The sequence below is a fragment of the Devosia sp. P1_H9 genome, from assembly GCF_056405135.1.
In genome coordinates this window covers 227,721-250,322 of record NZ_JBFUCQ010000005.1, presented here as the reverse complement: position 1 = coordinate 250,322, position 22,602 = coordinate 227,721, and the positions used below count along the sequence as shown (strand labels likewise).

Below are 22,602 nucleotides of genomic sequence, written 5' to 3'. Positions count from 1 at the left end.
CGAAGGCGGGAACCAGTGGGATGCGGCAGCGCCAGTAGAGGCCGATAGATCGCATTAGGTTCCCGCCTTCGCGGAATGACGCCGGTGAGGGGAGGGCGCCCAGAAGCACAAAGGGCGTCGGCCTTGCGACCGACGCCCTCGAAACTTCAGTGCGAAGACCTTAGGCCGCGTAGGCCTTGGTCGTCTGCTGCTGCTCGCCCAGGCCGTCGATGCCGAGCTTCATGGTCTGGCCCGGCTTCAGCCAGATCGGCTCGGGCTTCTGGCCCATGCCGACGCCCGGCGGGGTGCCGGTGGTGATCACGTCACCGGGTTGCAGGCTCATGAACTGGCTGAGATAGGCGACGACATGGGCGACGCCGAAGATCATCGTCTTGGTCGAGCCGTCCTGGTAGCGGTGGCCGTCGACGTCGAGCCACATGCCGAGGTTCTGCACGTCCTTGACTTCGTCCTTGGTGACCAGCCACGGGCCGATAGGGCCGAAAGTGTCGGCCGACTTGCCCTTGGTCCACTGGCCGCCGCGCTCGGTCTGGAAGTGGCGCTCGCTCAGGTCGTTCACGACGCAGTAGCCGGCGACGTAGTCCAGCGCGTCCTTCTCTTCGATGTAGCGGGCTTCCTTGCCGATGATGACGCCGAGCTCGACTTCCCAGTCGGGCTTCAGGGTGTTCTTGGGCAGGATCACGTCGTCGTTCGGCCCGATGATGGCGCTGGTCGCCTTCATGAAGATGATCGGCTCGGCCGGGATGGCGGCGCCGGTTTCGGCGGCGTGGTCGGCATAGTTGAGGCCGATGCAGATGAACTTGCCGACGCTGCCGACGCAGGGGCCGATGCGCGAGCCCTTGTCGAGCACGGGAAGGCTGTCGTGGTCGGCGGCCTTGACCTTGGCGAGGCCCTCGGCGCCGATGGCGGCGCCGGCGATATCGGAAACCACGGAAGACAGGTCGCGATAGGTGCCGTCGGTGTGCAGGATCGCGGGCTTTTCGGCGCCCTTGGGGCCGACGCGCAGAAGTTTCATGGAGTGCTCCTCAAATTTGGTGCGAAGGGATAGGGCGCTGGTCGCGCTGAGTCGAGGGCGACGATGGTCGAATCCGTTCGGCGGGCTCAGCCGGCCGGAATCTCTAGGGTGAATAGCCGCGGGCGGCCGTTGGCGGGGTGGTCGGAGAGGACCAGCAGCTCGGCGATGGCACTGCCATCAGCGCGTAGCGTGTAGTCGGCAAGCAGCAGTGCCTCGACCTTGTCGCGGTCGATCGGTTCGAGCGTGCCGAGCCTCGTCACAGCATCGCGCTTGCGGTTGAACAGGTTGACGGTGAAGCCTTCGGCCGCATCGGAGGACGGGCCGCCGAGAATGAGGAAGCGGCCATCCGGGAGCGTAGCGAGATCGCGGATACCGACGCCGCGCCCCAGCGGCACGCGGATGACTTTCGCGGCGAGGTCGGCGCCCGCCGTGAACAATGCGGCGGCACGCACGCTGAGCAGCAGGGCGTCGCCGTCGATGGTCGGGGTGCGGAAGCCGAAATAGAGGCGGCGGCGCCAGGCGGCGAGGCCCTCGATGTTGATGCCGTCGCGCTTGTTGGGCGACTTGAGGAAATAGGGCGCGAAGGTCTTTCGCCCGCGCAACAGCTCGTTGAGGCGGTAACTCAGTTCGGGGTGCCGGCCATCGCGGCCGACCCGCGCGACGAGGTGGGCGGAGCGGCGGTAGTCGGCGCGCTTCTTGCCCTGCGGGGTGACCCAGTCATGGATGCTGTGGGAGCCGGTGACGTAGTAGTGCGGGCCGAGCCAGACGACGCCTTCGCCGTCGAGGATGTAGCGGTCGGGGCCGGGGTAGCCGTCATCCGGCGCGGCGCCGACGGCCTCGAGCTTGATGCGATCGGCGGGGAGCAGCGGCACCACGGTGCCGGGCTCGAGCGTGGCCGCATCGAGATCGAGCCAGGCGAATTGCGCGAACAGTCCCTCGTTGTCGATGACGAGGCATTTGCGCCGCCGCCGGCCAAGCGGCGTGGCGCTGGCGATGCCGCTGAGATCGGTGGCGACCGTAGTCTCCGCGCTCAGGAAGTCGCCGATCAGGGCGAGCTCCCGGGTGGGGATAAACGGCTGATCACCGTCCCGCGTCATATGGCTTACTCCGGGCGGACGATGCCCTTCTTCAACAACACATTGCCGTAGAGGCGGCGCTCGCCGGTCTGGATGACGGCATAGGCGCCGTGGACGCGCTCGTAGAAGGCGAAGCGCTCGAGGAGACTCAGCTTCATCTCCGGCTCGTGCTTCCTGATCAGCTTGTCGAAATCCTTGTGGGTCTGCTCGCGCTTCTTGGCGTCGCCGACCATTTCCATGCCGAAGGCCTGTTCGTCGACGAAGGTATCGAGCGGCATCACCGAGAGCACCGCATCGAGCACGTCGTTGGCGCTGATGCCATCGAGGCGCACCAGTTGCGGGCCGGCGCTGTCGCCGGGGTAGTTGGCGTCGACGATGGCGATCTCATCACCGTGGCCCATGGCGCGCAGGATGTAGAGCAGGTCGGGGCCGAGGATCGGCGAAATGCCCTTGAGCATGGTGTTTCCTTTTGTTGCCGTTCAGCCGAACGGGAAGGCGGAGTAGGCGGGGTCGTCGCGGAGCATTTCGCCGTCGGCGAACAGTTCGGCGTGATCGGCGGCGAAGGCGATGAGCTCGGCCATCACCGAGTCGATATGGGCGCGCATGGCGGCGGAGGCGGTCGTGGCGTTGCTGGCGATGATGCCGTCGAGGATCCTCTGGTGCTCGGTCAGCGTCACGCTCAGGCGGCGCGGGGTGAGGATCAGGCGGCGGGCGCGGTCGAGATTGGCGCGGGTGTTCTCGATGACGCCCTTCACCTTGGTGAAGCGCATGTCGCCGAAGATGATGTCGTGGAACTCGAGGTCGCGCTCGTGAAAGCCGTTCTGGTCGTCGATCTCCACCGCGGCGCGCTGGTAGCTCATGTTGCGCTGCAGCGTGTCGATCAGCTCCGGGCTGTGGTTGCCGGTGACGACGCGGACCGCTTCGGCCTCGAGCGCTTTGCGGATCAGCATGTATTCGAGCACGTCGGCGATGCGGACCAGTGACACGGTGCTGCCGCGCTGCGGCAGGATGTCGACCAGACCCTCGGCCTGCAGCCGGGCCAGCGCTTCGGAAACCGGGAAGCGGGAGACACCGAGCCGCTCGCAGATGGCGCCCTTGTCGATCACTTCGCCGGGCTTCAGGTCCAGCTGGACGATGGCCTGGCGCAGCGTGTCGGTGACGAACACGGTGACGTTGCCGCGTGTCGGTGTCGCGGGCGTAGACAGAAATGAGTAGGGACTTGCGTCAGTCTTCATGCTAACATGTTAGTTGGACTGCCGGAGCATTTCAATTGCACCTGCTTGTCGCCTGACAGGTTTTCCGCCGCAAGCGGGCAGCGTCGGGCGTACAACAGTTTCGACAGTTCCCGCCCGTATCCAGGATCAGAAGAGCCGCTCCCGATGTCCGATGTCATGTCCCGCCCCGCCGCCGCCAAGACGCTGCTGCTCAACGCCCAAGACAATGTCGCGGTGGCGCTGAGCAATCTCGATGTCGGCACCGATACGCCGCAGGGCGTGCGCACCACCAAGCGCGTGCCCAAGGGGCACAAGTTCACCGTGCGGCAGGTTGCAGCGGGCGAGCCGATCGTCAAGTTCGGGCAGATCATCGGCTTTGCCAAGGACGCGATCCCGCCGGGCGAGTGGGTGCATGAGCACAATGTGACGATCGGCGAGGAGCACGGCGCGTTCCAGCGCGACTACGCGTTCGGCGAGGGCATCGTGCCGGTGGATTTCGTGCCGGAGGCGCAGCGGGCGACGTTCCAGGGCTTCCGCCGCTCCAATGGCACGGTGGGGACGCGCAACTATATCGGCATCCTCACCTCGGTGAACTGCTCGACCACGGTCGCCGGGTTCATCGCGCGCGAGGTCGAGCGCTCGGGCATTCTCGAGCAGTATCCCAATGTCGACGGCATCGTGGCGCTGAAGCAGGCCAATGGCTGCGTCATCGACTATCGCGGGGTGATCTTCGATATCCTCAAGAAGACCACGTGGGGCTATGCCACCAACCCGAACATGGGTGGGGTGATCATGGTGGGGCTCGGCTGCGAGGGCTTCCAGATCCCGCGCCTCAAGGAAGCCTATGGGGTCACCGAGAATGAAACGTTCCGTACCATGACCATCCAGGAAGTGGGCGGCACGCGGAAGACGGTGGAAGCCGGCGTCGAGGCGGTGAAGGCCATGCTGCCGATCGTCAACAAGGCGAAGCGCGAGACGGTGCCGGCCTCGGAACTGATGCTGGCGCTGCAGTGCGGCGGCTCGGACGGCTATTCGGGCATCACTGCCAACCCGGCGCTGGGCGTCGCGGCGGACATCCTGGTGCGGCACGGCGGCACGGCGATTCTCTCGGAGACGCCGGAGGTTTACGGCGCGGAGCACCTCCTCACCCGGCGTGCGAAGAACCGCGAGGTCGGCGAGAAGCTCATCGATATCATCCACTGGTGGGAAGATTACGCCGAACGCAACAACATGGAGATGAACAACAATCCGTCTCCGGGAAACAAACTTGGCGGACTTACCACTATTCTGGAGAAATCTCTGGGTGCAACTGCAAAAGGCGGTACAACTCCGCTCAATGCAGTGTATCACTATGCCGATCCGGTGACCGAAAAGGGGTTCGTGTTCATGGATACGCCCGGATACGATCCGGTTTCGGCGACGGGACAGGTTGCTGGTGGTGCAAATATACTATGCTTCACCACCGGCCGCGGCTCGGCCTATGGCTGCAAGCCGACGCCGTCGATCAAGATCGCCACCAACTCGGACATCTATCACAAGATGATCGATGACATGGACATCAACGGCGGCGAAGTGGTCGAGGGCGGCTCGCTGGAAGAAAAGGGGCAGGAGATCTTCGACAAGATCCTCGCGGTCGCTTCGGGCGAGAAGAGCAAATCGGAACTCCTGGGGTATGGCGACAACGAGTTCGTCCCCTGGCAGATTGGCGCGACGTTCTGATGCGGCGCGCCGTCCATGTGGTGATCACTGGACGGGTGCAGGGAGTGGGCTTTCGCGCTTTTGTCGAGCGCGAGGCCGAGGTGCTGAAGCTTAATGGCTGGGTTCGCAACCGGCGCGACGGCACGGTCGAGGCGGTGTTCGCTGGCGACGAAGGCGGGATCCAGCACATCCTGATGGAACTCAACGCCGGCCCGCCTGCAGCGGCGGTGACCGATGTACGGACGGGCCCTTACGAGGGCCCCATACCGGATGGGTTCAGTTCGCTGCCGACGGCGTAACCGCCGGCTGGGGCCGCGGCCTACTCGCCGACCGACCGAATGACCCGCGCAGGATTTCCGCCGACCAGGGTGTTCTGAGGAACGTCCCTGGTGACGACCGAACCTGCAGCGACCACCGAGTTCTCACCTACCGTCACCCCGCCGATGATGGTTGCTCCGGCCGCGATCCAGACGTTGCGCTCGATCACGATCGGCTTGGCGATCACGGCGGCACGCCGTTGGGAGGGCTCGATGGGATGGCCCGAGGTGATGAGGCTGACATTGGGCCCGATCATGACGTCGTCGCCAATGTCGATGCCGCCCAGGTCGTACATGGTGCAGTTCTGGTTGATGAAGACGTTGCGCCCGACCCGGATGTTGTCGCCGCCGGTGGCGTAGAACGGCGGGATCAGCGAGAAGCTGTCGTCCACCTGGTGGCCGATCAGCTCGCTGAACAGGGCCCGGATCGCGTCTGCATCGTCGTAGGCCAGGCGGTTGATGGCCGGGGTGATCGCCATCGCCCGCTTGACGCTGGCGACCATCGCCGCTGATTCCGGCGTCCGCCTCGGAATGATCTTGGTGCGATCGTCGATGGCCATCCGTTTTCCCCGGGGGTGCGGTGAGGTTTGCGCGAGAGCGGGCGCCGAGATTTGCTGAGTCGAGGCACAGGGCGGAAGGGTCTGAATCTGCCCGATCCCGAGATTCAGCCAGAGACACGAAGCGCGGCTGGATTTGACTTTGCGACAAGACCGCCTACATACGACCCATGTCTTGCTTTGCGACCATCATTGTTATGGCACCGCACCGGGAAACCCCGGTCGCAGGCATTTAGCCCCATGATCCGCGCCTAAGCGCCGCCGGGTCTGGGGCATCCCGAGACCCACACGGACATTTCCGTTCGGGCTCGCCAACAAGGCGCCAATCCAAAAACACCAGCGTGAACCGTCGCGGCAGGACTGCAGACGTTCGCGCATCGAAAGGAATACCCAAGATGCAATCCTTGCGTCGCTACGACCTACAACCGCGCATCGTCCTCAGCGAGGATGACCACCGCAAACTCATCGCCCTGGCGCTCGCCGGCAGCGGACATGGTTCCGATGCCGCCGACGACCTGCTGTATGAAATCGAACGCGCTCGCGTCGTCCCCACCCCCAAGCTCGGCTCGAGCGTGGTGCGGATGGGTTCGAGGGTGACCTATCGGCCGGACAATGGCTCGGAGCGTACCGTGCAGTTGGTCTATCCGGCCGACGCCGACATCGCCCAGGGCAAGATTTCCGTGCTGACGCCGGTCGGCACTGCGCTGATCGGGCTCGATATCGGGCAGTCGATCACCTGGGAGGCGCGGGACGGCAACAAGCATGTGCTGACCGTGCTGGCGGTCGAACAACAGGCGTGATTCGTGAGCGGGGGCCGGCTTGTTGCCTCCGCGCCACTTAATTCTCTCGCAACATCAGGTGGTTGGGCTGTCACAATTGTGCGGCCCAACTGTCATGGCGCTAGCATCGGTCATGGTTAATGAAATGTTGCGGCCGAACTGGCCGCCCCGCACTTCGGAGGCTCCAATGGCCCAGCAACGTGCCCACCAGCCCATCGCGATGACCGGCATGCGCTCGACCACCGGTCAGGCCCTGGCGATCCGCTACGACCTGCAATCGAACACCATCGCCTTTGTCGAGGACGACTGGTTCGCCGACGCCGTGCGCACGACCAGCGTGCCGCCCCGCGCGGTGGTGCGCCAGCGACTCGGTAACACAGTCGTCCGGCTGGTGCCGCGGCGGCAGTGATCGCCTTCCCCCCTTGTGGGAGAAGGATCGCACGTCGCTTCGCTCCGATCGGGCAACACCAACGTGTTGCGGACCCCTCATCCGGCGCTACGCGCCACCTTCTCCCACAAGGGGAGAAGGCAGGCCGGTGGGTGTGGCAGCTAAGGCCGCGTTGCGCCGTTCACTGCCAGGTAGATGCTGTGCAGGCTCTGCGTGGCGCAGATGAACAGGCGGTTGCGGCGGGGGCCGCCGAATTCGACGTTGGCGACGCCGTCCGGCGTCAGGAGCTTGCCGAGCAGCACGCCCGATGAGTTGAAGCAGTGGACGCCGTCGCCGGCGGAGGTCCAGACATTGCCGCGGTCGTCGAGGCGGAAGCCGTCGGGCAGGCCGGTGTCGGTGACGCAGAAGACGCGGCTGTTGCTGACGGTGTTGTCGGCGTTGACGTCGAACACCCGGATATGACGCGGCAGGTCAGCGCCGTGGCTATAGGCGCTGTCGGCAACGTAGAGCAGCTTCTCGTCGGGCGAGAAGGCGATGCCGTTGGGGCGGATGAAATCGTCGATGGCGACCTTCAGTTCCCCGGTCGCGGGGTCGAGGCAGAAGACGTAGCAGCCGTCCTGCTCGAACTCGCCCTTGTAGCCCTCGTAGTCCGAGAGGATGCCGTAGCCCGGGTCGGTGAACCAGATCGTGCCGTCGGACTTCACCACCACGTCGTTGGGGGCGTTGAGCTTCTTGCCGCGATAGCTGTCGGCGAGGACGGTGATGGTGCCGTCAAGCTCGGTGCGCACCACGTTGCGGCCGCCATGCGAGCAGGAGACCAGCCGGCCTTCGCGGTCGCGGGTGTTGCCGTTGATGTAGTTGGAGTTGTGGCGGAACACCGAGGCGCCGCCATCTGGGGTCCAGCGCATCAGGCGGTTGTTGGGGATGTCGGACCAGACCAGTTGGTTGGCATCGCCGAACCAGCACGGGCCTTCGGCCCAGCGGCAATCGGAATAGAGCGTTTCGAGCTTGGCGCTGCCCTGGATCAGGTGCCCGAATTCCTTCTCGTGATGCTGATAGATGCCGGCCATTTGGTCCCCCTCGCTTAACTTCGCGGCGCATCCAATCGGAAGTTTTGGAGCCCGGCAAGGCTACTTGCGTTCATTGCAGGCGAGGCGCAGAGCTTTCCGCCTCAAGGAGAATTCCGATGCCTATCACTGACGCGCTCAACACCCGCCTCAAGGACACATCGCTGCTCCGCGCGGCCGCCTTCATCGGCGGACGCTGGCTCGAGACGGCTGAAAACGCCACGACATTCGAGGTGACCAATCCATCGACCGGCGAAGTGCTGGCGGTGCTGCCAAACTGTGGCGTGGCCGAGGCCAAGCTGGCGATCCACGCTGCAGATGGAGCGCAGGTGGCCTGGGCGAAGAAGACCGGCAAGGCGCGCGCTGCGGTGCTGCGGAAGCTGCACGATTTGATGGTCGAGAATGCCGATGATCTCGCGGCGGTCATGACCGCGGAGCAGGGCAAGCCCGTACTGGAAGCGAAGGGCGAGGTGCTGTATGGCGCAGCCTATGTTGAGTGGTTCGGCGAGGAGGCGAAGCGGGTCTACGGCGACACCATTCCCGGGCACCAGGAAGACAAGCGGATCATCGTGATCAAGCAGCCGGTGGGGGTCGTCGCGACGATCACGCCGTGGAACTTCCCCAACGCCATGCTGGCGCGGAAGGTGGCGCCGGCGCTGGCGGCGGGGTGCGCCGTTGTATCGAAGCCGGCGGCCGAGACGCCACTATCGGCGATCGCGATGGCCGTGCTGGCGGAGCGGGCAGGGCTGCCGGCAGGGCTGTTTAACCTGTTGCCGTCGACGCACTCGTCGGATCTCGGCAAGGAGTTCTGCTCGAACGAAGTGGTGAAGAAGCTGAGCTTCACCGGCTCGACCGAGGTCGGCCGTATCCTGATGCGGCAGGGGGCGGACCAGATCAAGCGGCTGAGCCTCGAGCTTGGCGGCAATGCGCCGTTCATTGTGTTCGACGACGCCGATCTCGATGCGGCGGTCGATGGGGCGATGATCTCGAAATACCGTAATAATGGGCAGACCTGCGTCTGCGCCAACCGCATTTACGTGCAGGCGGATGTCTACGACGCGTTCGCGGCGAAGCTCACCGCGGCGGTGGAGAAGCTGCGGGTCGGCGACGGGTTTGGCGAGGGGATCACCACCGGGCCGCTGATCGACGAGAAGGCGGTGGAGAAGGTGGAGCGGCACCTGACCGACGCGCTGCGCAAGGGCGGCCGCGTGCTGACCGGCGGCAAGCGCAAGGAGGGCCTGTTCTTCGAGCCGACGGTGCTGGCCGGCGCAACGGCCGAGATGGTGCTGGCGCGCGAGGAGACATTCGGGCCGCTGGCGCCGCTGTTCAAGTTCGAGACGGTCGAGGAGGTGATCCGGATGGCGAACGCGACGGAGTTCGGGCTCGCGTCGTATTTCTATGCGCGCGACTTGAGCCGGGTGTTCGAGGTGGCGGAGGCGCTCGACTACGGCATGGTCGGCATCAATACCGGGCTGATCTCCACCGAGGTCGCACCATTCGGTGGGGTGAAGCAATCCGGGCACGGGCGCGAGGGGAGCAAGTACGGGATCGAGGACTATCTCGATATCAAGTATTTGTGCTTGAGCGTTTGAGGTCGATGGGCTGGTGGCTGTTGACCCCCACCGGCCTCAGAGCCTGATCAACCCCGCCGCCGTCGGCTGGAACCCGCACGCTGCGTAGAACGCCTCCAAGTGCGGCTCGTAGTCTACATGCAGCCAGTGTGCGCCCCGCTGACGCGCCGCCTCGGCCACTTGCCGCACCAGTTCTTTGGCGATCCCCCGCCGCTGGAACTCCGGGTCGACCGTGGTATCGAGCAGGAAAGCATGCACCCCGCCATCCCAGGCGACGTTGACGTAGCCGACCATGCGGGTGCCGGAATAGGCGCAGGCATGAGTGAGGCTGCGGGTGAGGATGAAGGCGAGGTCGCCGCTCCAGCCATCGCCCCAGGCAGCGCGCCACAGCGGGGCCAGCTCCTCTTCGCTTGGGAACGGATCGAGCCGGTAGGCGATGTCAGTGTCCGGCATGCGGCGTGCTTCCGGCGAGGCCTTCGATGATCGGGCAGTCGGGCCGGTGATCGCCGTCGCAGGCGTCGGCGAGGGTGGCGAGGGTGTGGCGCATCTCGCCGAGCAGTTTGATCTTCTGGTCGAGTTCAGCGATGTGGCTCTGGGTCAGGGCTTTCACGTCGGCGCTCGACCGCTGGGTATCGCCCCAGAGGCGCAACAGGTCGCGAATCTCGTCCATCGAGAAGCCGAGGTCGCGGGCGCGGCGGATGAAGCCGAGGCGGTGGATGTCATGGTGGCCGTAATCGCGATAGTTGGAGGAACGACGGTCCGCGCCGGGGATTAGTCCAATGGACTCGTAGTGACGGATCATCTTGGCGGATACGCCGGTCAGCCGGGAGGCCTCGCCGATCTGCATGGGAACACCTATCTGAACAATGTGCTTGACCTTACCATGATGGGAAGGTGCAGAACAGACCCTATGACGATAGGAGTCGCGTATGGATACCCACGCTGAACACAACCATTCACACGCCGGGGCAGGGGGCGCGGTGACCCGCGACCCGGTTTGCGGCATGACCGTCGACATGGCGAAGACGCCGCACCGCACCGTGCATGAGGGCCGGGAGATCGGCTTCTGTAGCGGCGGCTGCAAGGCGAAGTTCGAGGCGGAGCCGGCGAGGTATCTGAAGGCGATTGATCCGGTCTGCGGCATGCAGGTGGACCGGGCTACTGCGAAGCACATGCTGAAGCACGAGGGCTCGCGGTATTACTTCTGCTGCGAGGGCTGCCAGAAGAGCTTTGAGGCTGATCCCGATAAGTACTTGAATGCCAAGCCGTTTGAGTTGCCGGGTGCAGTGCCTGCGGCCGCCCCCTTCACCGCGCAAGGCGCGGTCCCCCTCCCTCGCCACGCGGGGGAGGAGCACGGCAGCCATCGGGGCCATGACGACGATGCCCACCACGGCCACTCGCATGGCGCGCCGCCGGTCGATCCGTCGACGGTCGCCGCGGGGACCAAGTGGACCTGTCCGATGCATCCGGAGATCGTCAGGGATGGGCCGGGGGATTGCCCGATCTGCGGCATGGCGCTGGAGCCGATGGTGGCTTCGCTCGATGATGGGCCGAACCCGGAGTTGGTGGATTTCACCCGCCGGCTGTGGGTGAGTGCTGGGCTGTCGATCCCGATCCTCATCATCGCCATGGGCGGCATGATCGGGCTGCCGGTGCGCGAGTGGCTCGGCGAGCCGCTGGCGACCTGGATCGAGATGGCGCTGGCGACGCCGGTGGTGCTGTGGGCGGCCTGGCCGTTCTTCCGGCGCTTCTGGAATTCGCTGAAGAACCGCTCGCCCAATATGTGGACGCTGATCGGGCTCGGGGTCGGAGCGGCCTACCTGTTCTCGGTGGTCGCGGTGCTGTTCCCGCAGATCTTCCCGATGAGCATGACGCACATGAACGGCGTGCCGCCGGTGTATTTCGAGGCGGCGGCGGTGATCGTGGCGCTGGTGTTCGTCGGGCAGGTGCTGGAGCTGCGGGCACGCGATGCCACCGGCAAGGCGATCCGCGCGCTGCTGAACCTTGCGCCGAAGACGGCGCGCAAGGTGGTCGGCGGCAAGGACATCGAGGTGCCGATCGAGGAAGTGCGGACCGACGACTGGCTGCGGGTGCGGCCGGGTGAGGCGGTGCCGGTCGATGGCGAAGTGCTCGAAGGGCAATCGTTCGTCGATGAATCGATGCTGACCGGCGAGCCGGTGCCGGTGGAGAAGCTCAAGGGCGAGCCGGTGACCGGCGGCACGCTCAACGGCGAAGGCAGCTTCGTGATGCAGGCGACGCGGGTGGGCAGCGAGACGCGGCTCAGCCAGATCGTCGAGCTGGTGGGCAAGGCGCAGCGCAGCCGCGCGCCGATCCAAGCGCTGGCCGACAGGGTGGCGAACTGGTTCGTGCCGCTGGTGGTGGTGATCGCCGTTGCCGCGTTCGCCGCGTGGATGATCTGGGGGCCGGGCCTAGCCGAGGCGATTGTCGCGGCGATCTCAGTGCTGATCATCGCGTGTCCGTGTGCGCTGGGGCTCGCGACGCCGATCTCGATCATGGTGGCGACCGGGCGCGGCGCGCATGCGGGCGTGCTGGTGAAGGACGCCAAGGCGCTCGAGGGTTTTGCCCGGATCGATACGCTGATCGTCGACAAGACTGGCACGCTCACCGAAGGCAAGCCGACGCTCGACCTGGTGATCCCGGTGAAGGGCGTGGACGAGGGTTTTGTGCTCGCGGTCGCAGCGGCGCTCGAGAAGCACTCGGAGCATCCGATCGGCACGGCCGTGGTGAAGGGGGCCGAGGCGCGTGGGGCGCGGGTCTACGAGGCCGAGGGGTTCCAGTCGCTGACTGGGCGCGGCATCAAGGGCAATGTCGGCGGCAAGCCGGCGCTGCTCGGGAACGCCAAGCTGTTTAGGGAGCAGGGGATCGCCGTCGACGAGAAGCTCGTGACACTGCTCGAGCAGCAGGCGGCGTCGGGGAAGACCGCCATCCTCGTTGCGCATGATGGGGCGGCGATCGGCGTGGTCACGGTGTCGGACCCGATCAAGGCCGGTGCGAAGGAAGCGATCACGGCGCTGCGCGCCGATGGCGTGGCGGTGGTGATGGCGACCGGCGATGCCAGGGGCACGGCCGAAGCGGTGGGGCGTGAGCTGGGCCTCAGCGACGTGCAGGCGGGCATGGCGCCCGAGGACAAGCACACGCTGATCGAAGACCTGAAGGCCAAGGGCAAGTCGGTGGCGTTCGCAGGCGACGGCGTCAACGATGCGCCGGCGCTCGCGGCGGCCGATGTCGGCGTGGCCATGGGCACCGGGGCGGATGTGGCGATCGAAAGCGCCGGCATCACGCTGCTGAAGGGTGAGCTCGCCGGGATCGTCAAGGCGCGGAAGCTGTCGAAGGCGACGCTCGGCAATATCAAGCTGAACCTGCTGTTCGCGTTTGGTTACAACGCGCTGGGGATCCCGATTGCGGCGGGCGTACTCTATCCGCTGACCGGCTGGCTGCTGTCGCCGATGATCGCCGCGGCGGCCATGGCGCTGAGCTCGGTGAGCGTTATCGCCAATGCACTGCGGCTGAATGGGGTGAAGTTGTAGGGGAGACCCCGACGCGGCAGCGGAGTGCCTTCTCCCCTTGCGGGAGAAGGTGCCCGAAGGGCGGATGAGGGGTCGCTCGCCACGCCCTCTATCGCTCGTCGCTTCGCTCCGATCGCGCTACACTTCGTTGCGCGGACCCCTCATCCGGCGCTTCGCGCCACCTTCTCCCGCAAGGGGAGAAGGCAGGAAGGTGCCCGTTCCTCACATCGGCGCCGAAACAGTGACGCTCGGGTCGTACCGGTAGGTGGCCCGGGAGTCGGTCGTCTTGCCGGCAGCGGTCGAGGTGCCGAGGATGATGGCTGGAAGTTTGGTCGCCGGGTCGGTGTAGAGGGTGGATGAACTCTCCACGCCGGCCATGGCGAAACTGTATTTGAAGGCGAGGTAGTCCTTGCCCTCGAGGTTCTGCGTGCCGAGGCACTCGGCGTCCCCGACCTGGTCGAGCATGCCGGCAGCGCCTTCGAGGCCGGTTGTCATCTGGGCGGCCATGGTGTCGGGCATCTGCGTCCAGCTCTCGCCTACCCGCATCCACCCCTTGCCGTTCAGCACGGTCATTTCCTGGGTTGCGCCTCCGATGGAGGTCGTCGCGTGGATGGCCGATGGCGGTACCACTTCTGCCGTCATTGTAGTGCCGTCGCTTGTGAGTTCCATCACGTAGGGACCGCCCGCCAGCGAGCCGGCGAGGACGGCCTTGAGGTCGGCGAGGCAATCGGCCTGGGCGGGGGCGGTGAGTGAGATAGCGGTGAGTGCGGCAAGGGTGGCGATGCGCATGGGGGGCTCTCCGTGGGAAAGCCCGAGCGTGCTCGGGTGAAACTGAAGCGGCGATGAACACCCAAGAGAGCATCCAACGTCGCATTGACCACTGACATGTCAGAGAACTAGAAAGCGCCAACGTTGCTCCGGGGCGCACATGGCCAATCTCGACAAGTATCTCACCATCGAAGACCTGATGAAGGCCGCGAAGCGTCGCGTGCCCAAGATGTTCTTCGATTATGCGGACTCCGGGTCGTGGACCGAGAGCACCTATCGCGAGAACAGCACCGACTTCGAGAAGATCAAGCTGCGCCAGCGCGTAGCGGTCAATCTCGAGAACCGGAACCTTGCGACCACGATGATGGGCCAGCCGGTGTCGATGCCGGTGGCCATCGCGCCGGTGGGTTCGACCGGCATGCAGTCGGCGGACGGCGAGATCAAGGCGGCGCGGGCGGCTGAGAAGTTCGGCATCCCGTTCACGCTCTCGACCATGGCGATCTGCTCGATCGAGGACGTGGCCGAGAACACCACCAAGCCGTTCTGGTTTCAGCTCTATGTGATGCGCGACAAGGCCTTCATCGAGCGGCTCATCGATCGCGCCAAGGCGGCGAAGTGCCCGGTGCTGGTGCTGACGATGGACCTGCAGATCCTCGGACAGCGGCACAAGGATATCCGCAACGGGCTGAAGGCGCCGCCGCCGATCACACCGAAATTCCTGTTCGAGATCGCCACCAAGCCCGCCTGGGCCTTGGGCATGCTCGGCACCAACCGCCGCACCTTCCGCAATATCGCCGGCCATGTGACGGAGGCGGTAAACCTCGCCTCGCTGTCGACCTGGACCGCGACCCAGTTCGACCTAACGCTGAACTGGAAGGACATCGGCTGGATCAAGAAGCGCTTTGGCGGCCCGGTGATCGTCAAGGGAATCCTCGATGCCGAGGATGCGCGGCTGGCGGTGGAGAATGGCGCCGACGGCATCATCGTCTCCAACCATGGCGGCCGGCAGCTCGATAGCGCCCCTTCGACCATCCGTGTGCTGCCCGAGATCGTCGACGCGGTGGGCGACAAGACCGAGGTGCTGATGGACTCGGGCATCCGCTCGGGCCAGGACGTGCTGAAGGCGCTGGCGCTCGGCGCCAAGGGCACCTTCGTCGGCCGCGCCATGGCGTTCGGGCTTGGTGCAGGCGGCGAGGCGGGTGTCACCCGGGCGCTGCAGATCATCAACAAGGAGATGGACGTCACCATGGCCCTGATGGGCGAGCGCGACGTCAAGAATGTGGGGCTCCACAACATCTACTCGAACGACCTGCTGAAGCGGCAGGGGTACTAACCGGTGTGAACGCCGGCAGCTGAAGGCCGCCAGCGTTCTGGTTCAGCGAGCTTCAGCGCGCCGCGTCTTCGATGACCTTGGCGACATCTTCGGCCTTCGAGACGAGACCCGAGTGGCTGGCGGCCAGCTCGGTGACCGTCGCCTTGATGCGACCGGCGAAGAAGCGCTGCGCATCAGCCGGGATCATCAGGTCCTCGGTGGTCACGACGTAGAAATCCGGCTTGTCGTGCCAGGCCGCGACTTCCGCCACGGCGTCGAAGTTGGCGGGGTTGGAGGGCAGCTGATCGGCCGCCATGGCTTCGGCTTCGGCCTGCGGCACGTCACCAGCGAAGTACTTCGGGAAGGTGGCGGGGTCGAGGATCAGGCCGCCCTGGGCGTTGGGCCGGATCGTCTTGACGCCCTCGCTGGGCTGGCCGCCGGCGAGCAGCGCATTCAGCGTCTCGCCCTTGTCCGGCGCAAAGGCCGACACATAGACCAGCGACTTGACCTTCTCGTCATTGCCGGCCTCGCCGATCACAACGCCGCCCCAGGAGTGGCCGACCAGCACGGTGGGACCGTCCTGGGAGTCGATAGCGGCCTTGGTGGCGGCAACGTCGTCGGCCAGCGAGGTCAGCGGGTTGGCGACCTGGGTGACGTGATAGCCTTTGGCCGAGAGGATAGCGGCGACTTTGTCCCAGCTGGATTCATCAGCGAAGGCGCCGTGGACGAGCACGATATTCTTGGCAGCGTCCTGGGCGAGAGCGGGGGCAGCGGTGCCGATCGCGGCGGTGGTGAGCAGCAGGGCTGAGAGTACGGACTTCATTTTCATCTCCAATTTTGCAGGCGAGGTTGGACGATCGGCAAAGTCGATTTGCCGCTAGAGCGTGACTAGCTGGTGGAACCGGATCTTGCGTTTCGGCCGAGGATTGTTGAAGTTCCTCGCCAAGTGATGGTGATGAGATAGGGGATGCCTCGATGAACGGCCATGATCGCGCCTCCGAACCTCATGCCCTGGAATCCGAAGCCGCTTTTCCGATGATGGCGTCGCGGGTGGACCTGCTGTCGCAGGTGCTCACCCTGATCCGGCTGCGCGGCGAACTGATCTTCTCGGCGGACCTCGCAGCCCCCTGGGCGCTGCGGTTCGATCCGGGCTCGGCGTATTTCCATGTCGTGTCGGATGGCGAGATGCGGTTCGAGGCCAGCGACGGCAAGGTGGTCCATGCAGTGGCGGGCGACCTGCTGGTGCTGCCGCAGGGGCGGGGACACCTTATCGGTACGCCGGGAGCGGAGCCGGTGGCGGCTAGCGAGGTGCTGAAGGGGCAGCTGCGCGGCGACAACCTCGCCATCCGCCATGGCGGGGATGGGCCCCTGACCCGGCTCGTCACCGGCGCGTTCCGCTTCGAGGGGGACAACATGCCCTCGATGCTGGCGGTGCTGCCGTCGGTGATCCACATCCCAAGCGCGGTGCGCACCGAGGACGCCGGATGGCTGGAGGGCATCGCACAGTATCTTCTCGCCGAAGCCAGGACGCCGCACCCGGGAGCCTCGCTGATGATCTCGCGGCTGATCGACGTGCTGGTCATTCGCGCGATGCGCATCTGGGTCCGCACGGCGCCGCCCGAGAACAGGGGGTGGTTAGGTGCTTTGGCCGACGCGCGGATCAGCCGCGCCCTCAGCGCCATCCACGATGCCCCGTTTCGCCGCTGGACGGTGGCAGAGCTCGCCGGGATTGCCGGCATGTCGCGTTCGAGCTTCGCCGACCGCTTTGCTTCGCTGATCGGCGCGGCGCCGCTGCATTACCAGACGCGCTGGCGGCTACTGCTGGCGAACGAGATGCTGAAGCGGATCGATACGCGCGTCAGCGACGTGGCCCGGCGCATCGGCTACGACTCCGATGCTGCCTTCAGCCGTGCCTTCAAGGCGCAGTTTGGCTTTCCACCGGCACGGGTGAGGCAAGTCGGCTGAGTGAGGCTTAGGTGCCCCAGCTCTCGCCCGAGCCATTATCAGGACGCCAGGTCAGTTGCTGGTAGACCTTCTTCGACACCGTCTGCATCTGCGCCTCCGGCAGGTCGCCGACTACGGTACAGGTGATCTTGTCGTTGGCCCAGTAGAACGCATCGAGGTTCGCGCGGGTGGTGAATTCCTTTTCGGTGCGGCGGTCGGGCAGGGCGGCGGTGATGTAGACGGTCACCCGCTCCTTGGCGGCATTCTCGTACATCAACTGCGCGGCCGGCCCGACGGTCTCTTCGTCATAGCCGGGCAGCAGGCGGCCGCCGACCAGGGTGAAGCCATCGGGCGTCAGGTCGGGCGGGTTGATCGGGCGTTCGACCCGATTGGAGAGCCACGAGACGAGGTGAGCCTTGTCTGTGCCGGCGACCTCCACGGCGTGGCGGTTCTCCTTGACGAACAGCGCATGCGCGGCGACCGCCGAAGCAATCAGCTCCTGCCGATCCGGCGGCCTGAAGAAATCGCGCCCGGCCCAGCCGAGAGCGCCACCGAGCGCCAGGGTGATCACCGCGGCTGCAGCGAATTGGGACCAGCGGCCACTGCGGTTGTTGGCAGACGAACGGGCGATCCTGTGCGGATCGAGCCGCGACGGCACGGTTTCGTCGGCGGCGCCGCCGAACAGCGCCGACAGCGCCTCGTTCTGGCGCTGCCAGGTGGCGATTTCGGCGGCCTTGCCCGGATGGGCAGCCAGCCAGGCCTCCACCTCAGCGCGGCGTTCGAGCGTCAGCCTGCTGTCGACGTAAGCATGCAGGTCCGTTTCGGAGATGGGAACGAGGTTCGTCATTTGACCGACCTCAATCTGGGTTCGTCACCGCTGCCGGTCAACGTGCGAAGCGCCGCACGGGCGCGGCCGAGGCGGGACATCAGCGTACCGGCGGGAATGCCGAGGATGCCGGCGGCGTCATGGTAGCTCATGCCTTCGAGTACCACGAGCAATAGCGCTTCGCGCTGGTCGTCGGGCAGCCGGTCGATGGCGCGAGACATTTCGGCGAGGGCGATACGGCCTGGCTGCGGCGGGGCAACCGAAGGCTCGGAAACAAGGCTGTCGATGGGAACGTGGTCTCCACGGCGGCGCTCGAAGCGGAGGTCGTTGCGCCACAGGTTGATGAGAATGCGGAACAGCCACGCCTGCAGCGGCCCGGTGGGCGAGAACAGGTTGCGCTTGCGGATAGCGCGTTCGAGACAATCCTGGACGAGATCGTCGGCGCGATCGGCGTTGCGCGTCAGCGAGCGGGCGTAACGCCGCAACGCCGGAACCGTCGCCTCGATCTCATCCAGGAAGTCCATTGGCTACTGCTTACTCTTCGTATGCAGTGTGCCAGACTTCGCCGACCATATCGCCGGTGGTGTCGCCAGGCTTCTCGTCCTTGACCCAGAAGTACAGCGGCTTGCCCTTGTAGGCCCACATCTTGGTGCCGTCGGTGCGGTCGACGATGGTGAAGTCGCCGTCAGCGGCGGCCCCGGCATCGGCAAACAGCGGCGGCCAGTTCTCGGCGCACTTGTCGTAGCAGTTGGAGACGCCGGCAGTGTCCTTGTCGAAGGTGTAGAGCGTCATGTCGTTGGCACCGACGAGCACTTCCTTGCCGCCGATCTCCATGGACTTGATGGCGCCGCCGACATAGTCCTCGGCGAAGGCTGCGGCCGAGAACAGGGCAAGCGTGGCTACGCCCAGTGCGATTGCGAGTTTCATGATGTCCCTCCGTTGGGTGCGAGGCACGGTCGATCGACCGGCCCTCGAGCTGACAACACCGCGACGGGGAGTTTATTCCCAATATGGCGCAGAATCTTCCGAGAAAGTGATAGGGCAACCGGTTGATGGCGCTCGCAAACCGGGTGGACAGCCGCGCCGGTGCCTGTTCAGTTAGGAGCAAGGCCGGAACAAGCGCCGGCCAGGAGGCCAATGGGAGGACTACGCATGAAGAGACGTGACTTCTTCAAGTCGGCGACCGCGGTGACCGCGGGTGCTGCGGTAACCACGCTTGCCGCGCCGGCACTGGCACAAAGCAATCCGAAGGTGAGCTGGCGGCTGGCGTCGTCCTTTCCCAAGGGTCTCGACACCATCTATGGCGGCGGCGAGACGCTGGCGAGGTATGTGAGCGAGGCCACCGACGGCAATTTCACCATCGATGTTTTCGCCGCGGGCGAGATCGTGCCGCCCTTCGAGGTGGTGGATGCCGTTTCGGCGGGGACGGTCGAAGTTGCCCACACTGTCGGCTACTATTTCTCCGGCAAGGACGTGGCCTGGGCGGCGCTGGCGGCAATCCCGTTCTCGCTCAACGCGCGCGGCATGAGCGCCTGGTACTACTACGGCGGCGGGCTCGAGCTCTCGAATGAGTTCTTTGCCAACTACAACATTGTCGGCTTCCCGTGCGGCAACACCGCGGCCCAGATGGGCGGCTGGTTCCGCAAGGAAATCAACAGCGTCGCGGACCTCCAGGGCCTGAAGATGCGCGTCGGCTTCGCCGGCACGGTTCTCACCAAGCTCGGCGTCATCCCGACGCCGATGCCGGGCGGCGAAATCTACAATGCGCTGGAAAAGGGCACCATCGACGCCGCCGAATGGGTGGGGCCGTATGACGACGAGAAGCTCGGCTTCAACAAGGTCGCGCCTTACTACTACTATCCCGGTTGGTGGGAAGGCGGGCCGACCGTCCATGCGCTGATCAACAAGGCCAAGTTCGAGGAACTGCCGCCGGCCTACCAGTCGCTGCTGAAGACCGCGGCGCAGGCGACCAGCAACGACATGCTTGCCAAGTACGACTACGTGAACCCCACGGCGCTGAAGAAGCTGGTGGCGGCGGGGGCTCAGCTCCGTCCGTTCAGCCCTGAGATCATGGAAGCCAGCTTCAAGGCGGCCAACGAGACCTATGCGGAGCTGGAAGTGTCGAGCCCGGCGTTCAAGAAGATCTGGGACTCGATCAAGGGGTTCCGCAAGGATTACTACCTGTGGAACCAGGTGGCCGAGCTGAACTACGACGCGTTCCTACAGGCGCAGCAGCGCGCCGGGACGCTGGAAGGTTCTGGATTGTAGGCCGCCGGGACTCCTCTCCCGCTTGCGGGGGGACGCCGTCAGGCGGTGGAGGGCCCGGTTCGCCGGGCCCTTTTTCTTTGTCGAATACTCGTCGCCATCGCGGGAATGACCCGGTGGGTGGGCAAGACTGAGCCTAGTTGAAACTCGGCGGCGGTGGGGCCTGGTAGGTTGGGGCTGGGGCGCCGAACGAGGGTGGCGGCTGCGCCTCGAAGCCGGACGCCGGAGCAGCGCCCCCGCCTGTGGGCAACACGATCTTCACCGTGTCGAGATCGACCTCGGGCGCCTTGTCGAGGAAGAACGTCACCAGTTCCGGGAAGGCGATGAGGATGGCGACGAGGATCACCTGCAGCACGAGCCAGGGGATGGCGCCGAGGTAGATGTCGCGCGTCTTCACCTGCTCGCGGGGCACGATGCCGCGTAGGTAGAACAGCGCGAAGCCGAAGGGCGGGTGCATGAAGCTCGTCTGCATGTTGGCGCAGATCATCACGCCGAACCATACCAGGTCGATGCCCAGCGACTGCGCCACCGGCGCGAGAAGCGGGATGACGATGAACGCGATCTCGAAGAAGTCGAGGAAGAACGCCAGCACGAAGATGAAGATGTTGACGAAGATCAGGAAGCCCACCACGCCACCCGGCAGGTGAGAGAGCAGGTGCTCGATCCAGTGCCCACCGCCGACGCCTTGGAAGACGAGACTGAAGACGCGGGCGCCCAAGAGGATGAACACCACCATGGCGGTGAGCCGCATGGTCGAGTTCATGCCCTCCCACATCAGGCCCCAGCTCAGGCGGCGGTTGAACCAGGCGAGGAGAATGGCACCGACGACGCCCATGGCGCCGGCTTCGGTGGGGGTGACGAGGCCGAGGACGATGGTGCCCAGGACGACGAAGATCAGCGCCAGGCTCGGCACCATGCCGCGCAGCACCTTGTTGGCCAGCGCCCAGCCACGCAGCGTGCGGGCCTCCGGCGGCAGGGCGGGGACATCCTGCGGGCGGATGATGGAGAGGATGAACACCCAGGCCATGAACAGCAGGACCTGCACGATCGAGGCGCCGGTGGCGCCGATATACATTTCGCCCGGCGATTTCTGCAGCTGATCGGCGAGGACGATCAGCACCAGCGAGGGCGGGATCAACTGGGTGATGGTTCCGGAAGCAGCGATGACGCCGGTGGCGTGGCGCACGTTGTAGCCGTAGCGCATCATGACCGGCAGCGAGATCAGCCCCATGGCGATGACAGAGGCAGCGACCGTGCCGGTGATGGCGCCGAGGATGGCGCCGACAATGATAACCGCGTAGCTCAGGCCGCCCCTCACGCCGCCGAACAGCTGCCCGAAGCCATCGAGCAGGTCTTCGGCGAGACCGGACTTCTCGAGGATCACGCCCATGAAGGTGAAGAACGGGATCGCCAGCAGCAGGTCGTTCGAGATGACGCCGTAGAGCTGGTAGGTGAGGTTGCCGAGGAAGTTCGGCGCGATCAGCCCCAGCTCGATGGCAACGAGGCCCGAGAACAGGCCGATCGCCGCCAGCGAGAAGGCGGCCGGATAACCGATGATGAGAAACACGACGAGCCCGCCGAACATGATCGGCGCCATGTTTTCGCGGATCAGGTCGATCATTGCAGCGGCTTTTCGTAGGCGAACTCGCGGACGTAGTTCGTGGTGAGTGCCGCGATGCACTTGATGATCTCGGCGATGCCCTGCAGCATCAACACGCTGAAGCCCAGGGGCAGCATCAGCCGCACCGGCCAGCGCGGCAGGCCGCCGGCAGCGTTGGACATGATGTTCTGGGTCCAGGCCTGCAGGAACCAGGGCCAGGTGAAGTAGATCAACAGGATGCAGAGCGGCATCAGAAAGAACAGCCCGCCCAAGAGGTCAATCCAGGTGCGGGCGCGCTCGGAAATCGCGCCGTAGAGCAGGTCGACACGCACGTGTTCGTTGAGCTTCAGCGTCCAGGCGCCGCCCAGCATCACCATGCCGCCGAACATGTACCAGACAGCCTCGCTGAGGACGTTCGAGTACTGGGTGTAGAACGACACCAGGCCGCCGAAAACGCCGCCGCCATAGCTGCGTTCCAGCCAGATCATGCCGCTGATCGAATAGCGGAAGATGGCGTTGAACGCCGACACCAGCGCCGAAAACAGCACCAGCCAGATGGCCGCGAGGCCCACGCGTCGGCTCAATTCGTCGATGATGCGCGTGAAGCGCAAAGCCAGCGCCATTAGCGGCTGTTCCCCCGGGGCCGTTGGTAGTCTGTCGGCCCGCTCTGCTGGCGAAGTC

The 22,602-nt window shown here is 65.3% G+C and carries 24 protein-coding genes and 1 pseudogene; 10 read left to right on the top strand and 15 right to left on the bottom strand.

Annotated features, from left to right (window positions below):
* Nucleotides 1-160 precede the first annotated feature (160 nt).
* The 4 genes from AC1DYL_RS11920 to AC1DYL_RS11905 form a co-directional block, all read right to left on the bottom strand.
* Nucleotides 161-1,012 (bottom strand): fumarylacetoacetate hydrolase family protein, encoded by an 852-nt coding sequence (locus tag AC1DYL_RS11920; RefSeq protein ID WP_477173276.1) that lies wholly within the window; start codon nt 1,010-1,012, stop codon nt 161-163.
* 86 nt (nt 1,013-1,098) lie between these two features.
* Entirely contained in the window at nt 1,099-2,109 is a 1,011-nt protein-coding gene (locus tag AC1DYL_RS11915; RefSeq protein WP_477173275.1) for a DUF3616 domain-containing protein, read from the bottom strand.
* 5 nt (nt 2,110-2,114) lie between these two features.
* Nucleotides 2,115-2,546 (bottom strand): RbsD/FucU family protein, encoded by a 432-nt coding sequence (locus AC1DYL_RS11910; protein WP_477173274.1) that lies wholly within the window; start codon nt 2,544-2,546, stop codon nt 2,115-2,117.
* A 21-nt stretch (nt 2,547-2,567) separates the two neighbouring features.
* Nucleotides 2,568-3,323: a GntR family transcriptional regulator gene (locus tag AC1DYL_RS11905; protein WP_477173273.1), complete on the bottom strand. Its 756-nt coding sequence runs from the start codon at nt 3,321-3,323 to the stop codon at nt 2,568-2,570.
* Between the two features lie 144 nt (nt 3,324-3,467).
* On the opposite strand from AC1DYL_RS11905, the gene AC1DYL_RS11900 reads away from it, so the two are divergent.
* Nucleotides 3,468-5,021, top strand: coding sequence for a UxaA family hydrolase (locus AC1DYL_RS11900; RefSeq protein ID WP_477149972.1), 1,554 nt, complete (start codon nt 3,468-3,470; stop codon nt 5,019-5,021).
* Nucleotides 5,021-5,299: an acylphosphatase gene (locus AC1DYL_RS11895; RefSeq protein ID WP_477173272.1), complete on the top strand. Its 279-nt coding sequence runs from the start codon at nt 5,021-5,023 to the stop codon at nt 5,297-5,299. The genes AC1DYL_RS11900 and AC1DYL_RS11895 overlap by 1 nt, the downstream gene beginning before the upstream one ends.
* 20 nt (nt 5,300-5,319) lie before the next feature.
* On the opposite strand, the gene AC1DYL_RS11890 is transcribed toward AC1DYL_RS11895, so the two are convergent.
* The gene (locus tag AC1DYL_RS11890) at nt 5,320-5,877 is read right to left on the bottom strand and encodes a sugar O-acetyltransferase (RefSeq protein WP_477173271.1); all 558 of its coding nucleotides are present in this window, start codon (nt 5,875-5,877) and stop codon (nt 5,320-5,322) included.
* A 392-nt stretch (nt 5,878-6,269) separates the two neighbouring features.
* Between AC1DYL_RS11890 and rnk the strand changes: the two genes are divergently transcribed.
* Nucleotides 6,270-6,674: a nucleoside diphosphate kinase regulator gene (gene rnk, locus AC1DYL_RS11885; protein ID WP_477173270.1), complete on the top strand. Its 405-nt coding sequence runs from the start codon at nt 6,270-6,272 to the stop codon at nt 6,672-6,674.
* A 166-nt stretch (nt 6,675-6,840) separates the two neighbouring features.
* Nucleotides 6,841-7,062 carry a hypothetical protein gene (locus AC1DYL_RS11880; RefSeq protein ID WP_477173269.1) on the top strand — a complete coding sequence of 74 codons (222 nt, stop codon included), beginning with the start codon at nt 6,841-6,843 and terminating at the stop codon, nt 7,060-7,062.
* 140 nt (nt 7,063-7,202) lie between these two features.
* On the opposite strand, the gene AC1DYL_RS11875 is transcribed toward AC1DYL_RS11880, so the two are convergent.
* On the bottom strand, nt 7,203-8,111 hold the full coding sequence (locus tag AC1DYL_RS11875; RefSeq protein ID WP_477173268.1) for an SMP-30/gluconolactonase/LRE family protein: 909 nt from the start codon (nt 8,109-8,111) through the stop codon (nt 7,203-7,205).
* A gap of 116 nt (nt 8,112-8,227) precedes the next feature.
* On the opposite strand from AC1DYL_RS11875, the gene AC1DYL_RS11870 reads away from it, so the two are divergent.
* A complete protein-coding gene (locus AC1DYL_RS11870; protein WP_477173267.1) occupies nt 8,228-9,700 on the top strand; it encodes an NAD-dependent succinate-semialdehyde dehydrogenase in 1,473 nt (490 codons plus the stop codon).
* A 36-nt stretch (nt 9,701-9,736) separates the two neighbouring features.
* On the opposite strand, the gene AC1DYL_RS11865 is transcribed toward AC1DYL_RS11870, so the two are convergent.
* Nucleotides 9,737-10,132 carry a GNAT family N-acetyltransferase gene (locus tag AC1DYL_RS11865; RefSeq protein WP_477173266.1) on the bottom strand — a complete coding sequence of 132 codons (396 nt, stop codon included), beginning with the start codon at nt 10,130-10,132 and terminating at the stop codon, nt 9,737-9,739.
* The gene (cueR, locus tag AC1DYL_RS11860) at nt 10,119-10,526 is read right to left on the bottom strand and encodes a Cu(I)-responsive transcriptional regulator (RefSeq protein WP_477158937.1); all 408 of its coding nucleotides are present in this window, start codon (nt 10,524-10,526) and stop codon (nt 10,119-10,121) included. Before cueR ends, AC1DYL_RS11865 begins: the two co-directional genes overlap by 14 nt.
* Nucleotides 10,527-10,608: 82 nt before the next feature.
* On the opposite strand from cueR, the pseudogene AC1DYL_RS11855 reads away from it, so the two are divergent.
* Both AC1DYL_RS11855 and AC1DYL_RS11850 read left to right on the top strand, forming a co-directional pair.
* Nucleotides 10,609-10,788 (top strand): annotated as a pseudogene (locus tag AC1DYL_RS11855) (YHS domain-containing protein); the annotation flags it as partial.
* 6 nt (nt 10,789-10,794) lie between these two features.
* Nucleotides 10,795-13,227, top strand: coding sequence for a heavy metal translocating P-type ATPase (locus AC1DYL_RS11850; RefSeq protein ID WP_477173365.1), 2,433 nt, complete (start codon nt 10,795-10,797; stop codon nt 13,225-13,227).
* A 201-nt stretch (nt 13,228-13,428) separates the two neighbouring features.
* Here the strand turns inward: AC1DYL_RS11850 and AC1DYL_RS11845 are convergent, their stop codons facing one another.
* Complete coding sequence (locus AC1DYL_RS11845; protein WP_477173265.1) at nt 13,429-13,995, bottom strand: hypothetical protein; 567 nt, start codon at nt 13,993-13,995, stop codon at nt 13,429-13,431.
* Nucleotides 13,996-14,134: 139 nt separating this feature from the next.
* On the opposite strand from AC1DYL_RS11845, the gene AC1DYL_RS11840 reads away from it, so the two are divergent.
* Nucleotides 14,135-15,307: an alpha-hydroxy acid oxidase gene (locus tag AC1DYL_RS11840; RefSeq protein ID WP_477173264.1), complete on the top strand. Its 1,173-nt coding sequence runs from the start codon at nt 14,135-14,137 to the stop codon at nt 15,305-15,307.
* A 52-nt stretch (nt 15,308-15,359) separates the two neighbouring features.
* On the opposite strand, the gene AC1DYL_RS11835 is transcribed toward AC1DYL_RS11840, so the two are convergent.
* Nucleotides 15,360-16,109, bottom strand: a complete 750-nt coding sequence (locus AC1DYL_RS11835) for an alpha/beta fold hydrolase (protein WP_477173263.1) — start codon at nt 16,107-16,109, stop codon at nt 15,360-15,362.
* 152 nt (nt 16,110-16,261) lie between these two features.
* Between AC1DYL_RS11835 and AC1DYL_RS11830 the strand changes: the two genes are divergently transcribed.
* Complete coding sequence (locus tag AC1DYL_RS11830) at nt 16,262-17,251, top strand: AraC family transcriptional regulator (protein ID WP_477173262.1); 990 nt, start codon at nt 16,262-16,264, stop codon at nt 17,249-17,251.
* Nucleotides 17,252-17,258: 7 nt separating this feature from the next.
* Here AC1DYL_RS11830 and AC1DYL_RS11825 read toward each other — a convergent pair whose 3' ends face one another.
* The 3 genes from AC1DYL_RS11825 to AC1DYL_RS11815 are packed head-to-tail and all read right to left on the bottom strand — an operon-like array spanning nt 17,259 to nt 18,983.
* Entirely contained in the window at nt 17,259-18,077 is an 819-nt protein-coding gene (locus tag AC1DYL_RS11825) for an anti-sigma factor family protein (protein ID WP_477157162.1), read from the bottom strand.
* The gene (locus AC1DYL_RS11820) at nt 18,074-18,580 is read right to left on the bottom strand and encodes a sigma-70 family RNA polymerase sigma factor (RefSeq protein WP_477149957.1); all 507 of its coding nucleotides are present in this window, start codon (nt 18,578-18,580) and stop codon (nt 18,074-18,076) included. The genes AC1DYL_RS11825 and AC1DYL_RS11820 overlap by 4 nt, the downstream gene beginning before the upstream one ends.
* 10 nt (nt 18,581-18,590) lie before the next feature.
* Nucleotides 18,591-18,983: a COG4315 family predicted lipoprotein gene (locus AC1DYL_RS11815; RefSeq protein WP_477173261.1), complete on the bottom strand. Its 393-nt coding sequence runs from the start codon at nt 18,981-18,983 to the stop codon at nt 18,591-18,593.
* A gap of 225 nt (nt 18,984-19,208) precedes the next feature.
* Between AC1DYL_RS11815 and AC1DYL_RS11810 the strand changes: the two genes are divergently transcribed.
* A complete protein-coding gene (locus tag AC1DYL_RS11810; RefSeq protein ID WP_477173260.1) occupies nt 19,209-20,324 on the top strand; it encodes a TRAP transporter substrate-binding protein in 1,116 nt (371 codons plus the stop codon).
* A gap of 133 nt (nt 20,325-20,457) precedes the next feature.
* Here the strand turns inward: AC1DYL_RS11810 and AC1DYL_RS11805 are convergent, their stop codons facing one another.
* On the bottom strand, nt 20,458-21,942 hold the full coding sequence (locus AC1DYL_RS11805) for a TRAP transporter large permease (protein ID WP_477173259.1): 1,485 nt from the start codon (nt 21,940-21,942) through the stop codon (nt 20,458-20,460).
* Entirely contained in the window at nt 21,939-22,544 is a 606-nt protein-coding gene (locus tag AC1DYL_RS11800; RefSeq protein ID WP_477149953.1) for a TRAP transporter small permease subunit, read from the bottom strand. Before AC1DYL_RS11800 ends, AC1DYL_RS11805 begins: the two co-directional genes overlap by 4 nt.
* Nucleotides 22,545-22,602: the final 58 nt, after the last annotated feature.

Excerpts from the sequence above, each read along its gene's own strand:
- AC1DYL_RS11920 (WP_477173276.1), bottom strand. The coding sequence starts at position 1,012 with ATGAAACTTCTGCGCGTCGGCCCCAAGGGCGCCGAAAAGCCCGCGATC.
- AC1DYL_RS11915 (WP_477173275.1), bottom strand. The coding sequence starts at position 2,109 with ATGACGCGGGACGGTGATCAGCCGTTTATCCCCACCCGGGAGCTCGCC.
- AC1DYL_RS11910 (WP_477173274.1), bottom strand. The coding sequence starts at position 2,546 with ATGCTCAAGGGCATTTCGCCGATCCTCGGCCCCGACCTGCTCTACATC.
- AC1DYL_RS11905 (WP_477173273.1), bottom strand. The coding sequence starts at position 3,323 with ATGAAGACTGACGCAAGTCCCTACTCATTTCTGTCTACGCCCGCGACA.
- AC1DYL_RS11900 (WP_477149972.1), top strand. The coding sequence starts at position 3,468 with ATGTCCGATGTCATGTCCCGCCCCGCCGCCGCCAAGACGCTGCTGCTC.
- AC1DYL_RS11895 (WP_477173272.1), top strand. The coding sequence starts at position 5,021 with ATGCGGCGCGCCGTCCATGTGGTGATCACTGGACGGGTGCAGGGAGTG.
- AC1DYL_RS11890 (WP_477173271.1), bottom strand. The coding sequence starts at position 5,877 with ATGGCCATCGACGATCGCACCAAGATCATTCCGAGGCGGACGCCGGAA.
- rnk (WP_477173270.1), top strand. The coding sequence starts at position 6,270 with ATGCAATCCTTGCGTCGCTACGACCTACAACCGCGCATCGTCCTCAGC.
- AC1DYL_RS11880 (WP_477173269.1), top strand. The coding sequence starts at position 6,841 with ATGGCCCAGCAACGTGCCCACCAGCCCATCGCGATGACCGGCATGCGC.
- AC1DYL_RS11875 (WP_477173268.1), bottom strand. The coding sequence starts at position 8,111 with ATGGCCGGCATCTATCAGCATCACGAGAAGGAATTCGGGCACCTGATC.
- AC1DYL_RS11870 (WP_477173267.1), top strand. The coding sequence starts at position 8,228 with ATGCCTATCACTGACGCGCTCAACACCCGCCTCAAGGACACATCGCTG.
- AC1DYL_RS11865 (WP_477173266.1), bottom strand. The coding sequence starts at position 10,132 with ATGCCGGACACTGACATCGCCTACCGGCTCGATCCGTTCCCAAGCGAA.
- cueR (WP_477158937.1), bottom strand. The coding sequence starts at position 10,526 with ATGCAGATCGGCGAGGCCTCCCGGCTGACCGGCGTATCCGCCAAGATG.
- AC1DYL_RS11845 (WP_477173265.1), bottom strand. The coding sequence starts at position 13,995 with ATGCGCATCGCCACCCTTGCCGCACTCACCGCTATCTCACTCACCGCC.
- AC1DYL_RS11840 (WP_477173264.1), top strand. The coding sequence starts at position 14,135 with ATGGCCAATCTCGACAAGTATCTCACCATCGAAGACCTGATGAAGGCC.
- AC1DYL_RS11835 (WP_477173263.1), bottom strand. The coding sequence starts at position 16,109 with ATGAAGTCCGTACTCTCAGCCCTGCTGCTCACCACCGCCGCGATCGGC.
- AC1DYL_RS11830 (WP_477173262.1), top strand. The coding sequence starts at position 16,262 with ATGAACGGCCATGATCGCGCCTCCGAACCTCATGCCCTGGAATCCGAA.
- AC1DYL_RS11825 (WP_477157162.1), bottom strand. The coding sequence starts at position 18,077 with ATGACGAACCTCGTTCCCATCTCCGAAACGGACCTGCATGCTTACGTC.
- AC1DYL_RS11820 (WP_477149957.1), bottom strand. The coding sequence starts at position 18,580 with ATGGACTTCCTGGATGAGATCGAGGCGACGGTTCCGGCGTTGCGGCGT.
- AC1DYL_RS11815 (WP_477173261.1), bottom strand. The coding sequence starts at position 18,983 with ATGAAACTCGCAATCGCACTGGGCGTAGCCACGCTTGCCCTGTTCTCG.
- AC1DYL_RS11810 (WP_477173260.1), top strand. The coding sequence starts at position 19,209 with ATGAAGAGACGTGACTTCTTCAAGTCGGCGACCGCGGTGACCGCGGGT.
- AC1DYL_RS11805 (WP_477173259.1), bottom strand. The coding sequence starts at position 21,942 with ATGATCGACCTGATCCGCGAAAACATGGCGCCGATCATGTTCGGCGGG.
- AC1DYL_RS11800 (WP_477149953.1), bottom strand. The coding sequence starts at position 22,544 with ATGGCGCTGGCTTTGCGCTTCACGCGCATCATCGACGAATTGAGCCGA.